Here is a 16,123-nt window from a genome sequence, read left to right as displayed (position 1 = left end):
ATTTAAAAGGGGAATTGAGTATAGTTAAAGCCATTATATATATTATTGTCTTTTAATTCCGTCCCAAACAATCTGCACCACCTCCGTAATGTCCTCTTCAGAGTATATCATATGCTCTGATAATCTGAAGTTTGCAGCCGCAACTAACGTGCCTCTTATTGTTGGTCCGAGCAATCTTGGGTCTATTTTTTTAAAATATTCTCCATCTATTCCAGCTTGAAAAAAAGCGATTACTTTTTCTTTAAACAAAACACTGTCTTTTTCGGGGAAATTCTTTGCAAAAGGAGAGTTTATATATTGTTCAAGAAAGACCATTGCAGATTCATTTTTTATATAAAAGTTGTATTGGTTGATCATGAATCTGAAGAAACGATCCTTATAAGATTTTGATTCATCGTAGCCTTCAAGTATGGCTTCTGCCAGTTGATCTTTGGTTCTTATATAAAGCTCAACTATTAGTGTTTCTTTTGAATCAAAATAATGATATATGGTTCCTGCGGCTACATTAGCATGTTTCGCAATCTGACTCATAGGTGCACCATGAAACCCGTACTCTTTAACGAGTAGTAATGTGCTATTTAAAATAGCCTCGCGTTTGCTGTTGAAATTGTTTAATTGAACGTTCATTCGGTTACAAAGAAGATGAATATTTGACAGATATATAAATATATAAGCAGAATGTTACATATAAATGATTTATTGTTGATATAGAGAAATATCACTTTTTCCTGTAATTTTACATTAGTTATTGCAACTAATTCTTGAAATCAAACTAACGCCTTATGAAAATTATTTTCAGTTTCTTACTTTCTGTTTTTGTATGTTTTTCTTGTCTGTCGCAAACTCAAAAGATTGAGCTAAAGCTAACTAAAGGACAAACTTATACCCAGAAAACTGTAGCCAATACCATCGTAAAACAAACAATGAATGGTCAGGCGATAAATATTGATTTGACCATAACCGGTCAAATGAAATATGTTGTTACAGATGATATCGCAGGCATATATAGTATGGATGTAAGCTATGTAAACTTGTCAATGAAAATAGTTCATCCAGGTGGCGAGTCTACTTTTGATTCTGAAAAGAATGATGAAAAAGATATTTTGTCTTCTGTTTTCGGTATGATGAAAAATAAATCTTTCCAAATTAAAATGACCAAGGCAGGTAAAATAACAGAGGTAAAGAATGTGGAGGCACTATATGCAGGAGTGTTTGAAAAGTTCCCCCAACTCACTGCTGAACAGAAAGAACAAATGCGGAGTAAGATTATGCAGTCGTATGGCGATAAGGCTTTTAAAGGTAATCTGGAAATGCTATCTGCGGTATTCCCAGATCGTGCAGTAGCAAAAGGTGATACCTGGAATGTAAAAACGGAATTGGAAGCTGGAATGTCTGCAACTTTAGACGGCGTTTATAAGCTTGATGAAATTACAGCAACAGAATTTGTTGTTAGTGGCGCATCTATGTTTGCCACAAAAAATAAGGATGTTTATACGGAAACTAATGGAATGCCAATAAAGTATAATCTGGCTGGCACTATGAATTCAGTTATTAAGATTGATAAGAATACAGGTTGGATAATTGAAGGAAAGATTAATCAGAATATTAAAGGCAGTATGGAGATTAAAGCAAATGATAAGATGCCTGAAGGTGTGACGATTCCTATGGAAATGACCAGTGATATGGTGTTTACAGATAAGTAGTTGTTTGATTTATTCTTGTAAGAACCTACCTTTATTCAACTTATAAATTAACACTTTTAATTCTCTCGTTTATGTTTAATCATTTCTTTTCCTTTAAAGGACATCTTTGTTCAATCAAAAAAGGAATCTGTAAGCCGTTGGGTGCTCTTTTGTTATTTGCTTTTATTTTCTCATGTAAAAAAGAAAAACCTGTATCTGCGGACGATGGTTCGCTTGAACCCCAACAGTTAATTAAAAATATTACCTCTGAACTCGCTGATGCTGATAGCATAAGTAATTTCATCAATGCGCTTAAAAAACTTTCACTTACTAAAGAGGAGGTATCAGATGGAATTACCGTGTTCGCATTTTTAAATGATGAAGTACCGGTTACTCCAACTATCGTTAGAGATCATATTATAAAAGGGTCGTTGAACCATTATGAATTATACAACAAAAGAATCTTTAGTGCTTTGAGTGGAAAGGAATTAAAGATTACTCGTGTTGCCGATACCATATGGGTAAATGGAGTGCAGGTGGGTGGTAAGCAAATCATATACAACGATAATGATGCAGTGCATGCAATAAAATCATCGCTGAGTCCTACAACCACAACTGATGAACTGCATACAACAACCATTGAAGTTACTGTATGGGATGGTTCTAAATGGAGTATTACGAAACCTAAAGGAGAGGTAATTTCTGGAGCAACAGTGAATCTTTATGCTTCGCAAAGGGATTATGCCAATGGGAAGGTAGCTTATAGCGAAAAAACAAATGCTACGGGCAAAGCAAGCTTAAAGAGACTGGCTCCAGGAAGGTACTATATTGAAGCCTTTTATAGTAACAAAACGAATACATTTAGAAATGCAGTTGAACCGAACAATGGCTTTTATATGGGGTACGCTATTTCGGGAATCTTTCAATCAGATACTGATGTAAATACTGCAGCAAAACAGAATAATGCAGCTCCAGGGAATTTTAAATGGGTAGACCTTAACAATGATGGCATAATTGATGGCAAGGATTATTATGGTTTACCATATGAAAGTACTTTAACTATTAGTGCCCTTACAAGAAAAACAGAGATTAGCATTGGATTTTTAAACAATAAGAAGCCTTAAAAAAAAGCCGGAATATTTTTATATTCGTGAAAACCGAATTATAAAACCTTTAGCTAATTGTATGAACCGCAGAAAATTTATTAATCTTAGTGCTATTGCAGGAGCAGTTTCTGTTGCGCCAACTACGTATGTGCTTGGAGAATCAGGATTATCAAAAGACAAAAAAGAAAAACGATATCAAAAAGGTGCCAGTCCGTGGCCTGTTTGTCTGGATACTGCTACTATAAGACCTGCATCGTTAAAAGATAAAGTAAAAATAGCTGCTAAAGCCGGTTACGATGCAATTGAACCATGGGATGGAGAATTGCAAGAGTACGAAGCAAAGGGCGGTAATTTGAAGGACCTTGGAAAAGAAATAAAAGACTTAGGGTTGTTTGTGCCAAGTGTGATTGGTTTATGGAACTCACTACCTGCCACACAAGAATTGTTCGACAAATCTTTGAAAGATACACGCAATCGAATGCGCATGGCTGCAGATATAGGCGCTCAGCATATTCAAACCATTCCTGATACAGCTGGAGATAACTTTAATCAGAAATGGATAGCGAATAGATATAAAGATATTATTGAAATTGGCTTAAAGGAATTTAACATTCACCCTGCCCTTGTGTTTGTAAAATATCAACCCGTAAAAACATTGGGCCAGGCAATGGGGATTGCTTTAGATGCTAATCATCCAAAAGCGATGGTAATTCCTGATACTTATCATATGTATATATCTGAAGGTGGTTTTGAAGGGCTGAAACTCATCAATGGCGATGCTATTGCTATATTCCAATTCTCAGACGTTCCTTCTTCCCCGGCAGCGGTTGCCGACTTGGGGGATAAAGACCGTGTTTTTCCCGGTGATGGAATTCTGCCTCTGCCACAGATTTTCAAAGACCTTAAATCAACAGGTTTCAAAGGCTGCATTTCTCTGGAGCTTTATAATCCCGAATATTATAAGCAGGATTTGCAAAAAGTAGCAGAAACAGGATTAAGAAAAACTTTAGAGGTGCTTAAGAAAGCAGGAGTATAGAGCATCTATCTGTAAAAATTTTATCTTAAATTGATATATACCAATATTAATAAAAGCTTAGATTTGATTGTTGGATAAGCTAGTAATGCTTTTTTGCCATTAAATACGCGCTCTTATTATGAGGTTTATATTGCTGTTGATTTTACTCTGTTTAAATTTTAGTGCTTTTTCTGAAATTTTTGTAGTGACCAGCAATGCTGATAGTGGTCCTGGTTCGTTAAGGGAAGCCCTTCAGAAGGCTGCAGCAAACGGTGTGGGCCAGAAAGATTATATTCATTTTAATTTGCCGGGCTCAACGGATGCTCAGAGAACAATTATCTTAAGTGCAGAGCTACCTAGAGTTACATCAAATTTAATAATTGACGCTACTACGCAACCTGGTCGATTCCTGGGAGTTAGTTCTTCGAAAATTATAATTAAACCAGATAGAAGTACTTATCAGGCCTCACTTTTATCTACAGCTGCATTTTTTATCGCGGAGGCACACGATGTTGAAATTTATGGATTTTATTTTACAGGTTTTTTTTACATCCGAGATCAGTATGGTAATTTCTCTAATGCACAATCTTGTGGTGTGTTCATAATATCTTGTAATAACATAATAATTGGAGCGCCACATAAGGGCAACATATTCACATATAATGATTACGGATTATTTGTTAGTGCTGTTAACGATAATTCATATTCAATGCAACTCTCTACAAATATTAAAGTTCGTTCAAATTGGATAGGATTAGAGGAAATGGGTAATTTTTATTCGCCTCCATGGTTTAATCCAACCGGGATGTTAATCAGTGGAGGCGTGGGCACTGAGGTTGGTGGATCCACAGAAGAAGAGGGAAATATTTTTGGGGGATATTTTTATCTTGGCCTTGGCCTTGGAGGGGAAGGAATTGTAGCTAGTAACAATAAATTTGGGATAGATATTAATGGCAAGACTGAGGGTGTTGTAAGAATTGAAGGGAGTGGCGAGGGGTTGATTTTTAAAGATAATGTGGCTAGCAGTTTTTATATTCAATTGAGCTATCTTAAAAATTTTAAGGTTACAGGAAATAAGGATTTAGTTAATATCGGAGTATTGTCATCTGATCTTGAATTGTATTTTTGTGAAAATGGTCAAATAGGAACTGATGATGATGCTGACAAAAATATTTTTCGACTCTCGTTAACAGCGATAAGTTCTTTTGGTGGAAAAAATATAGAAATTAGAAAAAATAGCATTATATGCACTAAAGGCGCTTATGCCGCTGTTCATGACGAAATGCCCGAAATTGAGGTGCTTGTTAATAATGATGCAGAATATTCTGGAAAAACTAACCCCAACGCTGATATTTATATTTATAATGACAATACGAACTGTGAAATCTGCAATCCTGTAGAATTTTATAAAAAGATAAGAGCAGATGCAATGGGCAATTGGAAAATTATCGGAGATTTTAGCAGAAATCGATTTGTTGCAAATAGCACATTAATTAAATCATCTTCGGAGTACACCCAGCCAGCAATTTTACCTAATAGTTCTGAATATCCTAATTCCATCATTAACCCAACCTGTGGATTGAAAAATGGCTCAATAAAATTGTTGAGTATAAAACATGTGCTGAAAATTGAGTGGTTTGATGATAAAAATCTAAAGATAGGTGAGGGAGCGGAAATTAAAGAATTAGGCCCTGGTAAATACCGTGCAAAATTATCTAATGGAAAGTGCTTTGTCAATTATGATAATATTTCGCTAATCAATTCGGAACCATTTTTTGATGACCAAAATTTACAAATCACAAATCCTGGTTGTGGAATTAAAAATGGCTCAATTGAAGGACTAATAGCGGGATCTACTGACGGAAAAGAGTTAGAGTTAAGGTGGTTCGATAAAAATAATATTGAGGTAGGGACGGAAAGCACTATTTCAGATCTCGGGCCTGGGGAGTATAGACTTATTGCTAAGGACAAAGAGAATTGCACTAAAACTTACGGCCCTGTTATTTTAACTAATCAAAGCGGCCCCTCCATTGACCTATCCAGCGCCATTTTTAAAAATGCAACCTGCGATGGCTCTAATGGTTCTATAACCAACGTTAAAGTAACAGGAACTGGAAATATTACTTACACATGGAAAAATGCTGCAGGAGTAACTGTAGGTAATACAAGAGACCTAATAAATGTTCAATCAGGCTGGTATGCTCTCGAAGTGAAAGACGGAACGGCATGCCCTGTTTTAGGATCTGCTCCCGTTCAGGTCAAAGAGATAAATGGAATTATTATTGATGAAGCCAAGGCTGTAGTTGTGCCTATTGCGTGTAGTGCATCAACGGGTGGAGTAAGGGGTATATTAGTTAGCGGGGCAATTACTTACAAATGGGTGGATGAAGGCAATCATGAGGTAGGGCATTCTCTGGATCTTACGGGAGTTGGTATTGGAAAATATCGTTTGTTAGCAAGTAATAATAGTGGATGCACCAAGCAAAGTAAGATGTATGAGATAAAGGAATTAGCTACTACACCGTTTGATGTATATGCTATTGGCGGAAGCAGTTCTTATTGTCATGAACCGAATGGATCAATTATTGTCGAGGTTAAAGGTATTCAGCCTCTAAAATTTAAATGGGTTAACTCGTCAGGAGTAACAGTTGGAAACTCGTCGATTTTAACTGCTACTGACGGAAAATATAAATTATATCTTACTGATAATAATAACTGCGAATCCTTCTACAGAGAATTTTCAATATTAAACGTTGATGAAGCTGTGATAAATCGTGGCGAAGAAAAAGTCACAAACGATCAATGCAATCTAGGCAAAGGAAGTATTAAAGCTCCTGGTATTTCCGGAATGGCTCCATATTATTATTATTGGTCGGACAGTAATGGTCAGTCAATCGGTTCTGGCCCGGTGCTTGAAAATATTTCCGCAGGTAATTATTCGCTTATGATTGGTGATGCACTTACTTGTTCGAGACAAACCATTCTGTATACTGTTTTAAATGAAGATAAAATCTTATCTCCTCCAATATTAAATGATTTAAAGATTTGTGCCCCTGGTGATGCTTTTATTCAGGTAATGCAACCCGGAATCGGCACTTATGTCTTATATAATGAAAATGGAATCCGTTTAGATCAAAGTGCCTCTGGGACTTTTAAGGTTAATATTATAAATAGCCAAAACTATCTTGTTAAACAAATTGTAGGATTATGTGAGAGTCCGGCTGCAAAAATAAGAGTTACTATAGAAAATGAAGGCTTGTCTAAATTATCAAATGCTATTTCTCCTAATAACGATGGGCTTAACGACTTTTGGCAAATACCAGATATGATAAATTATCCTGAAGGGACTGTGCTGATCTTTAATCGTTACGGACAGAAGGTATTTGCATCGACAGGATATAAGCAACCGTTTGATGGCCGACAAAATGGAAAAGATTTGCCAGTAGGTACTTACTATTACATAATTGATTTAAAACGAGCATGTGGTTTATTAAAAGGCAGTATAACTATTATTCGATAAAATTTCCTCTGTATCATATTAAAATTGCAATTTTACTTTTAACTCTTTAAACAAGTTTCAAGTATGCAGCAAATTATATTAACGAGCATTGGCTGGCTGGGTGTGGTCTTATGTACTGTAGGCTATTTATTATTAAGCATAAAACTGATAACTGCTGAATCGCTTACCTTTCAGTTGCTGAATATAATTGGCGGACTATGCTTAGTGGCAACAGCGGTGGACAGCAATGATATGCCAAACGCTGTTGCTAATGTACTCTGGATGTTCATTGGAGTATATGCTTTAGGACGCCAGTTAAGGACTCAGAGTACTGTCAGAAAAGATTAACGCCTCCATTCCCAAAATCTGATAAGCTTTACTTTTATAATAATCCAGCCTTTCTGCATAGGCCTTTTTATCGTTTTCTAAAGAAAGATAAAAATAAGCCCCATCAACCAGCACAAAAATTAAGTCTGCAGCGGCTTTAGAATCCTCTATTTTAATCAAGTTTTTTTCATTGCACCGCGCTATCATTGAAGCAAGAGCAAATCGAAGTGAGTCAAGTATGGTCTTATACTTTGCTTTAATCTTTTTTTCTCTGAATGCCAGAGCATAAAAGGTATAGAACAACCCATCATCAAAAAGCAGATTCCATTTTTTTGAGAAAAGCATTTCAATAGTTTTTCTTAGATCAGCAAGTGTAACTCCATCCTTATTTTTAATTGTATAGATTAACAGATACCTTTCAAGTATATAATCAATAAGGGCATAGGTCAGATCTTCTTTTGTTTCGAAGTAGTGAATAATAAGGCTTGGATTGATATCCATCACTTTCGCAATCTTGGCTATTGAAGTATTTTCGTAGCCTTCCGTTTTAGCAACCTTATAAAATATCTTAACAATTTCTAATTGTCTTGCCTCTTTAAGGCTCTTTCTACCCATGATAAAATTTATTCATCCAAACTACTCAAAAGTAATCTTATTTCGCAAATTTATTTTTATAGATTGAATGTATGTTCAATTAATTTATTAATTTAGTTCTAACCTACTGTTAACATTATAACAGGATCTTAGCCGCGCTCCGAATAGTATTTAGAATACCAAACCAAACAAACTTAATCTTATTGCAATTATGAAAAAAAAGCTACTACTAATTTGCTTCATGTTTTTTGCAGCAAAGAGTTTTGCCCAAAATGTCACCGTAAAGGGTGTGGTTTTGGACGCCGAAACTAAAGGGCCAATTCCATCAGTTAACGTCAGTGTAAAGGGCACGAACCTGGGTACGGCGACAAACGTAAATGGTATTTATACCTTAAATAATGTAAACCCTAAAGCAACTCTTGTCTTTTCCTACATTGGATATAAGCAGCAAGAAATTGAGCTGAACGGGAAAACACAATTAAATGTAACCCTAACTTCAGACTTTGGTAACCTTGAAGAGGTGGTGGTAGTTGGTTTTGGGACAAAGAAGAAAATTAACATTGCAGGCGCGATAGACCAGATTTCAGGTAAGCAATTAGAATCACGGCCAGTTTCAAATGTAATGCAAGGATTGCAAGGTATTAGTCCAGGCTTAAATATTACATATGGAGGCGGTGCTCCCGGAACTGTACCCGTAATAAATATCAGGGGATATACTTCAATAAACGGCGGTTCACCTTTAATCGTAATTGATGGGATTCCGGCAGCAAGTAATGATGATATGCTAAGATTAACTCCTTCAGACATTTCTTCATTTACAGTATTGAGGGATGCAGCATCAGCAGCTATTTATGGTGCGAGAGCTGCTTTTGGAGTAATTCTTATCACTACTAAAAAGGGTAAAGAAGGGCGAACATTGATCAGTTATAACGCGTTAACCACTTGGGGCAAGCCAACAGTACTTCCAAAACCTGTAACAGATCCATATATCTATTCAAGGGTTTTAGAGACTTCTACTGACAATACTCCATGGGATTATGTAAATTACTCAGATGAGCACTACAAGTGGGCAAAAGAAAGATCTGATGACCCTTCACTTCCTGATACACGCATCGATCCAACCGATCCAAACAGATGGGCATACATGGGTGACAACAATTGGTATGATTACTTCTTTAACAAGGCCAGTCTATCTCAAAATCATACATTGACTTTTTCCGGAGGAGCTCAGGTAAATAATTCTCCGTTAACTTATTATTTGTCTGCGGATTATACCAAGGAAAATGGGTTGAATAAGCTTGCTGATGATTTCTGGGATCGCTATGGCCTAAGATCAAGAGTAGGTTTTGCTCCTTTATCATGGTTAAAAATAGATAACAATCTTAACATTTATCAAACCAAGAGGGCACGTCCAAATGCCAGTATTACCGATCTATATTACTTGCAGCCAACAGATGTGGCAACGAATCCTGATGGAACATGGGCAAACACTGCAACAGGCAGACTGGCAGCGAGATTAGTTGATGGAGGAGAAAACCTTGAAACAATGTTTGGCTTTCAAAATATCACCGGTGCAACTGCTTCATTTTTAAACGGCGATCTTCAGGTAAATGGCGATGCTTCATTTAAGCGGGAGTTATGGAAATACCATAACGATTCGAAAAAGTTTAAAATTGGCTTCGGGCCTACTGATATCCGGGAAGAAGGCGGCAATGGTTATGTATATGAGAGTAATGGATATTTATATAACAATGCTTTTAACTTATATACAACTTATAAAAAAACCATAGGCGACCATTTTTTTAGTGCAATGGTGGGATATAATTATGAGGATTATAATTATTCGACTGTAGATGCTCAGAGAGATTTACTTATGTCTTCCTCTGTGCCCTATCTTAAGTTAACTACAGGTGAAATAACACTTGGGACAAAATATAATGCCTATGCTAGTACAAGTGCTTTTAGCAGGCTGAATTATACCTATAAAGATCGCTATATTTTAGAGGCTACAGGAAGATATGATGGATCTTCCAGATTTCCTGTAAGCCGCCGATGGGGATTTTTCCCTTCAGCTTCTTTGGCTTGGATTGCGAGCTCAGAAGAATTTTTTAAACCTCTGGCCCCTGTTTTATCAACATTTAAGCTGCGTACATCATATGGCGATTTGGGCAATCAGAATGCAGATTCCGATCCATATTTACGTGACTTTGGCTACATACAAACTTTACCGACAGATCCTTCCAATTATTTGATCGGTGGCACAAGACAGCAAGTTATTACCGGGGCACCAAGATTGTATGTTGATCCTAATACCTATACATGGGAGCGGGTTTCTACGCTTAATATGGGTACGGATTTAGGTTTTTTTAATGATAAATTGTCATTCACTTTTGATTATTTCATACGCAATACAACTGGCATGCTTGTTCGTGGTCAGGAATTACCAGGAGTACTTGGTACAGACGTGCCAAAACAAAATGCTGCCGATCTTAGGACAAAGGGGTGGGAGCTGTCTGTTACCTATAGAGATAGGTTTGATTTAGGTTCAAAACCGTTTAGTTTCGAAACTAAATTCTTTGTTTCCGATTCCCGTTCTGAGATTACTAAATTTGAGAACAAACAAAACTTATTATCTACTTACCGTGTAGGACAGACAATAGGTGAGATTTGGGGACTACAGAATGATGGGCTTTTCCAGAATAAGGCTGAAATAGATGCGCTTGATGAATCAAGTATAATTCCATGGGGTGCTCTTGAGATTATTCAGGGATGGCCTAAATACAAGGATCTGGATGGAAACAAAAAAATAGAACAGGGATTAAGTGCAGATGATCCAAAAGACCTTAAAATTATTGGTAATAGCACTGACAGATACAGTGTTGGTGCTAATCTGAATATGGATTGGAATGGATTTGATCTTTCAGTATTCCTTCAGGGTGTATTGAAAAGAGATTTTTATCCTCATCATTATTTGTTCTGGGGGCCTTATCAACAACCTTATGCAAATGTATACCCTTGGAATCTTGATTTTTACAGGGCGACAGGAGATTCCCCCGAACAAAGAGCAAAGCATTCGGCTTCTTATATAGCTGCAGGCTTAGCTGATGCGAATCCTAATTCTTATTATCCAGTTATGCAGTCGTGGCTAGCGGATGCTAATTATGGTTCAGGGTTAGATATTCCACAAACTAAATACTTGCTTAATGGTGCTTATCTAAGAATAAAAAATGTTTCATTGGGTTATACCTTGCCTGCTAAGTTTACCAATCGCTTTAAGGTTAGTCGCCTTCGTGTATTTGTTACTGGCGAGAATCTTTATGAATTCTCTGCCATTAAAAAATATATTGATCCTGAAGCAGTAAACCAAGGATCGAGTGCATGGGCGTATCCATATCAAAGAAGATATGCAGTTGGTTTAAATCTGGACTTTTAATAATTAGGGAGTTAACAATCATTTAAAAATCAGTTATGAAAAAGAATATATACATCCTGCTGGCAACAATTGCAGTTTTTACTGTTGCTTGCAAAAAGGGTAACCTGGATCGTTTTCCGCAAACAGAGATATCACCAAGTCTTTTCTTTAATACAGAGGAAGATCTTGCTCTATATGTAAATGGATTATTATTAATGCCCAATAGGGACAGTTATCTGAATGATCAAAGTAGTGACAATGTCGCAACTACTGCCGCTGTAGAAATAAAGAATATAATGGCAGGTAATGCCAATGCGCAAAATATAACCGGTGGGTGGAGTTGGACCAGACTAAGAGATATCAACTACTTTCTGGAAAACTACAATAAAGCAAAGGTTACCAGCGAAATAAAAAACCATTACATTGGCTTAGCAAAGTACTATCGTGCACAATTTTATCTGGATAAAGTAAAGCGTTTTTCTAATGTACCTTGGTATTCTGGCACATTAAATCCAGATGATAAGGAATTATTTAAACCAAGCGATACACGTGCACTGGTTATGGATAGCGTAATGGCTGATCTTGATTTTGCCTATAAGAATGTTAGAGAAAGTGTACCTTCCGGAACTCCAGGAAAGTGGGCAGTAGCTGTATTTTATTCACGAGCAGCTCTTTACGAAGGAACTTACCGCAAGTACCATTCAGAGCTTAATTTAAAAGCAACCGCAAATACCTTTCTGGAAACTACTGTTAAGATAACTGGGGAAGTAATTGCGTCTAAAAAATTCTCAATTTTTAGTAAGGGATTACCAAATCAGGATTATGCAACTTTGTTTTCAAGTCAGGATTTGACTACTAACCCCGAGGTGATTTTAGCCAATGTTTTTGATATGGATAAAAAAATAAGCCAAAACGTAAATTCTGTAGTATTTGGGGATTATGAACAGGCACCTGCAAGAGACCTTATCCAAACCTATTTAATGAAGGATGGAAGCCGTTTTACTGCCATTGCTAATTATGATAAGGCCAGTTTTGTTAAGGAGTTCGAAAACCGTGATCCGCGCCTGGCTCAAACAATGGTTTATCCCGGTTGGATTAGAGTTCCAGACGCGCAGCCTTATGTTCAAAAACTAAATAAAAATTTTACGGGCTATCATCAACTAAAAGGATATGTAAACAGTACTGATCAGACAATTTTAAATGGCGTTGATTTTCCTGTCTATCGTTATGCAGAGGTACTGTTAACCTATGCAGAAGCGTTGGCTGAATTGGGTACACTTAACCAATCGCAGTTAGATGAGTCTGTTAACCTGATTAGAAGAAGAGTTGGCATGCCTGATCTTAATTTAGCACAGGCAAATGCATCTCCCGATCCATTATTGCAACAACAGTTTGATAATATTGAATCGAACCAGGGAGTAATTCTGGAAATCAGAAGAGAGCGTAGGGTTGAGTTTGCTTTTGAAAACAGTAGGTACGACGATCTGATGAGGTGGAAAGCAGGGAAATTATTGACCAAAAGCCCGGAAGGAATGTATTTTCCAGGTTTAGGCAAGTATGATTTAACGGGAGATGGAGTTGAAGATATTATTTTGATTGATAAGTCTGTTACCATTCCGGCAGAAGACAAGAAAGAAAAAAATTCATTAGGAGTAGTGCTTACCTATTATCGTACTGGTGAGATAGGAGCCGATGCTACTGTATATCTGAAAAATGGTGCCAATGGAGGAGCGATCGTAACTGAAAATGTTACCCGTAAGTTTGAGGATCCGAAATATTATTATCGTCCTATTCCTCAGCAACAGATTATATTAAATTCGAACCTAAAACAAGTATTTGGGTGGTAATGACCAATATGCCAATTTAGAAATAAAAACAAGATGACAACACTGAAAAGAAGATCTTTACTAAAGGCAGCAGGACTAGCTGTTGGCGCCGTAGCAACCAGCGGCCTGTCTGCCTTTGCTTCCAATCCGGAAAAGCAGGATAAGAAAACCAAAAAACTGGCTCTTTCTGTTGCTCATATAACCGATGTGCATATTGGAGAAGGTGAAAATGCCCCCGAACGGTTTAAAAAATGCTTAAAACATATAATTACTAAGCACAAACCAGATTTCTTTTTGAATGGTGGTGATTCTATTGGTGATGCATCCTACGATAATGTTGTATATGATCAGGTAATTAAGCAATGGAGTATTTGGGACGATTGCATAAAAACATTGGATAAATATGAAGTTCACAGCTGCATTGGTAACCACGATTCATGGTGGAAGGCTCCATCTAAAGAGCATGAAATGTATGGGAAAGACTATGTGGTTAAACGCTTGAAGATTCCTAACAGATATTACAGCTTTTCAAAAAAGAACTGGCATTTTATTGTACTTGATGGTAACAATGCCAATATCTCACTAGATCAGGAACAATACGAATGGTTGGAGAAAGAATTGGAGAAATTACCGGCATCTACACCAACATTGCTAATGTCGCATTATCCAATTTTAGGAACTACTCAGGTTCTTGTAGGTGGGGGTCACTCCGATTGTAAGAAGCTAAAAGACCTGTTTCAGAAGCATCGCGATAAAGTAAGAGTTTGCTTAAGCGGGCATAATCACTTATCAGATAATACTCATTATAATGATGTTTTGTATTGCTGCAATGGAGCAATGAGTGGCTTTTGGTGGGGTATAGGCGATGCTGAATCTGCCGGCCCTGGTTGTTATTTAGAAACCCCTCCCGGTTATGCAATGCTGAATCTATATGAAGATGGAACAGTTGAAAACGAATATTTTCCACACACTTATTAACAAACTATGAGAATCCCATTTATTTTAACAATCTGCTTTTTCTTATCGGTAGCAACCAATGCCCAGCAGAGAGAACAAAAAGTGGTTTACATTATTGCTGATGGCATTCCTGCCGATGTAATTGAAACCCAAAATCTTCCCAATTTTAAGAAGATCATACAAGCAGGGTCTTATTCCCGGATGTATGTTGGGGGTGGCAAAGGTACTTACAATGAAACCCCTACCATATCTGCCGTTGGTTATAACAGCTTGCTAACCGGCACCTGGGTAAATAAGCACAATGTGCCCGACAATGATATTAAGGAGCCTAATTATAACTATCAGAACATATTCAGGTTGTTTAAAGCCCAATATCCAAATAAGAAATCTGCTATTTTCTCTAGCTGGACAGATAACCGTACCAAATTACTTGGCCATAATTTACCGGAAGCGGGAAACCTAAAGGTTGATTATTTTTTTGATGGCTATGAACTAGATACCGTTCGCTTTAAGCATGATAAAAACGCAGATTATATGCACCGTATTGATGAACAGGTAATTGCTGATGCATCGAATACCATTCATGATAAAGCGCCTGATCTTTCCTGGATTTATCTGGAATATACAGATGATATGGGGCATGCACATGGCGATAGTCCTGAATTCTATAATGCTGTAGCGATGCTGGATAAGCAGGTAGGTAAAGTTTGGGAGGCAATAAGCTATCGTCAGAAAAACTTTAAAGAAGACTGGTTAATTGTTATCACAACGGATCATGGTCGTGATGAAAAAAGTGGAAAAGGACATGGTGGACAATCCGACAGGCAAAGATCAACCTGGATGGTAAGCAATTATAAAAACCTAAACACTTATGGTCAATATTTTGATCTTGGCGTAGTTGACATAATGCCTTCAATAGCCAATTATTTAAATGTAAAACTGCCTGACAGTGTAGCACAAGAAGTAGATGGCACTTCTTTCATTGGTCCGGTATCTATTGCAGCGCTTAAAACAATCTTTACTCAGAATCATATTGATATCAGCTGGAAAGCCTTGCAAAAAACCGGAAAGGTTAAAATATGGCTGGCAACAACAAATAATTTTAAAACAGAAGGAAAAGATACTTATCATCTTTTAGGTGAAACAGATCTTAGTCAGCAGCATTTTTTTGCCGATGTTAAAGCTTATCCATCAGAGTTTTATAAGGTTGTTATTCAGGCTAAAGATAATACCCTTAACAAATGGGTAGTCCTTTCTCCGGCAAAATAGATACGATAAGCAATGGTAAAATTACAAGTCTAACTTGTAATTTTACCATTATGAATTCACCAGAAGCATTATTAATAAAGCAAGCAAGATTAGATTCAAACAACTGCATCGCAAAAAAGGATGTAGACGGAGTATCTAAATATTGGCTTGACGATTTTGTACAAATCGCTGGCGACGGTAGCCATACCATTGGCAAAGCCGAAATTGCTGCCGACTGGAAATACATGTTTTCCAAAAGCAGTCCGCTTTTTGAGCGCATCCCCGAAACAATTGTGATCAGTAAAAGTGGCGATCTGGCATGGGAAAACGGGAAATGGAATTACAAAAATGACAAGTATCATGGTAATTATGCCGCAATGTGGCGTAAGATAAAAGGAAAATGGCTTACACAAAGCGAACTTTATGTTTCACTAAACTAGTTTGGTTATAGCATAAA

12 protein-coding genes are annotated in these 16,123 nt (G+C 36.9%); 10 read left to right on the top strand and 2 right to left on the bottom strand.

All coding sequences use genetic code 11. The annotated features are described in order from the left end of the window. Positions 1–42: 42 nt before the first annotated feature. The gene (locus AC1DDK_RS13690) at positions 43–627 is read right to left on the bottom strand and encodes a TetR/AcrR family transcriptional regulator (protein ID WP_172659431.1); all 585 of its coding nucleotides are present in this window, start codon (positions 625–627) and stop codon (positions 43–45) included. 155 nt (positions 628–782) lie between these two features. On the opposite strand from AC1DDK_RS13690, the gene AC1DDK_RS13685 reads away from it, so the two are divergent. The 5 genes from AC1DDK_RS13685 (at position 783) to AC1DDK_RS13665 (ending at position 7,650) form a co-directional block, all read left to right on the top strand. Then, positions 783–1,703 carry a DUF6263 family protein gene (locus AC1DDK_RS13685; RefSeq protein ID WP_337716359.1) on the top strand — a complete coding sequence of 307 codons (921 nt, stop codon included), beginning with the start codon at positions 783–785 and terminating at the stop codon, positions 1,701–1,703. 71 nt (positions 1,704–1,774) lie between these two features. Then, the gene (locus AC1DDK_RS13680; RefSeq protein WP_172659433.1) at positions 1,775–2,806 is read left to right on the top strand and encodes a fasciclin domain-containing protein; all 1,032 of its coding nucleotides are present in this window, start codon (positions 1,775–1,777) and stop codon (positions 2,804–2,806) included. Between the two features lie 61 nt (positions 2,807–2,867). Continuing rightward, complete coding sequence (locus AC1DDK_RS13675; protein WP_337716360.1) at positions 2,868–3,824, top strand: sugar phosphate isomerase/epimerase family protein; 957 nt, start codon at positions 2,868–2,870, stop codon at positions 3,822–3,824. Positions 3,825–3,942: 118 nt separating this feature from the next. Continuing rightward, positions 3,943–7,323 carry a T9SS type B sorting domain-containing protein gene (locus AC1DDK_RS13670; protein ID WP_337716362.1) on the top strand — a complete coding sequence of 1,127 codons (3,381 nt, stop codon included), beginning with the start codon at positions 3,943–3,945 and terminating at the stop codon, positions 7,321–7,323. Between the two features lie 63 nt (positions 7,324–7,386). Continuing rightward, positions 7,387–7,650: a CBU_0592 family membrane protein gene (locus tag AC1DDK_RS13665; RefSeq protein WP_172659436.1), complete on the top strand. Its 264-nt coding sequence runs from the start codon at positions 7,387–7,389 to the stop codon at positions 7,648–7,650. Here AC1DDK_RS13665 and AC1DDK_RS13660 read toward each other — a convergent pair. Beyond that, positions 7,618–8,244, bottom strand: coding sequence for a TetR family transcriptional regulator (locus AC1DDK_RS13660; RefSeq protein WP_337716364.1), 627 nt, complete (start codon positions 8,242–8,244; stop codon positions 7,618–7,620). The two genes, AC1DDK_RS13665 and AC1DDK_RS13660, sit on opposite strands and share 33 nt — an antisense overlap. 190 nt (positions 8,245–8,434) lie before the next feature. On the opposite strand from AC1DDK_RS13660, the gene AC1DDK_RS13655 reads away from it, so the two are divergent. The 5 genes from AC1DDK_RS13655 to AC1DDK_RS13635 are packed head-to-tail and all read left to right on the top strand — an operon-like array spanning position 8,435 to position 16,106. Continuing rightward, positions 8,435–11,656, top strand: coding sequence for a SusC/RagA family TonB-linked outer membrane protein (locus AC1DDK_RS13655; RefSeq protein WP_288881220.1), 3,222 nt, complete (start codon positions 8,435–8,437; stop codon positions 11,654–11,656). A gap of 35 nt (positions 11,657–11,691) precedes the next feature. After that, the gene (locus AC1DDK_RS13650) at positions 11,692–13,482 is read left to right on the top strand and encodes a RagB/SusD family nutrient uptake outer membrane protein (RefSeq protein ID WP_172659439.1); all 1,791 of its coding nucleotides are present in this window, start codon (positions 11,692–11,694) and stop codon (positions 13,480–13,482) included. Between the two features lie 33 nt (positions 13,483–13,515). Further along, a complete protein-coding gene (locus AC1DDK_RS13645; protein ID WP_288881218.1) occupies positions 13,516–14,439 on the top strand; it encodes a metallophosphoesterase family protein in 924 nt (307 codons plus the stop codon). 6 nt (positions 14,440–14,445) lie between these two features. Beyond that, entirely contained in the window at positions 14,446–15,687 is a 1,242-nt protein-coding gene (locus AC1DDK_RS13640; RefSeq protein WP_288881216.1) for an alkaline phosphatase family protein, read from the top strand. A gap of 50 nt (positions 15,688–15,737) precedes the next feature. Further along, a complete protein-coding gene (locus AC1DDK_RS13635; protein ID WP_172659442.1) occupies positions 15,738–16,106 on the top strand; it encodes a YybH family protein in 369 nt (122 codons plus the stop codon). Positions 16,107–16,123: the final 17 nt, after the last annotated feature.

The sequence above is a fragment of the Pedobacter sp. 05T44 genome (assembly GCF_056395985.1).
This window is presented reverse-complemented; position numbering and strand designations above follow the sequence as displayed.

Bases quoted from the DNA above. Each gene is read 5' to 3' on its own strand.
- AC1DDK_RS13670 (WP_337716362.1), top strand. From the start codon at position 3,943: ATGAGGTTTATATTGCTGTTGATTTTACTCTGTTTAAATTTTAGTGCT.
- AC1DDK_RS13635 (WP_172659442.1), top strand. From the start codon at position 15,738: ATGAATTCACCAGAAGCATTATTAATAAAGCAAGCAAGATTAGATTCA.
- AC1DDK_RS13675 (WP_337716360.1), top strand. From the start codon at position 2,868: ATGAACCGCAGAAAATTTATTAATCTTAGTGCTATTGCAGGAGCAGTT.
- AC1DDK_RS13655 (WP_288881220.1), top strand. From the start codon at position 8,435: ATGAAAAAAAAGCTACTACTAATTTGCTTCATGTTTTTTGCAGCAAAG.
- AC1DDK_RS13640 (WP_288881216.1), top strand. From the start codon at position 14,446: ATGAGAATCCCATTTATTTTAACAATCTGCTTTTTCTTATCGGTAGCA.
- AC1DDK_RS13660 (WP_337716364.1), bottom strand. From the start codon at position 8,244: ATGGGTAGAAAGAGCCTTAAAGAGGCAAGACAATTAGAAATTGTTAAG.
- AC1DDK_RS13645 (WP_288881218.1), top strand. From the start codon at position 13,516: ATGACAACACTGAAAAGAAGATCTTTACTAAAGGCAGCAGGACTAGCT.
- AC1DDK_RS13650 (WP_172659439.1), top strand. From the start codon at position 11,692: ATGAAAAAGAATATATACATCCTGCTGGCAACAATTGCAGTTTTTACT.
- AC1DDK_RS13680 (WP_172659433.1), top strand. From the start codon at position 1,775: ATGTTTAATCATTTCTTTTCCTTTAAAGGACATCTTTGTTCAATCAAA.
- AC1DDK_RS13690 (WP_172659431.1), bottom strand. From the start codon at position 627: ATGAACGTTCAATTAAACAATTTCAACAGCAAACGCGAGGCTATTTTA.
- AC1DDK_RS13665 (WP_172659436.1), top strand. From the start codon at position 7,387: ATGCAGCAAATTATATTAACGAGCATTGGCTGGCTGGGTGTGGTCTTA.
- AC1DDK_RS13685 (WP_337716359.1), top strand. From the start codon at position 783: ATGAAAATTATTTTCAGTTTCTTACTTTCTGTTTTTGTATGTTTTTCT.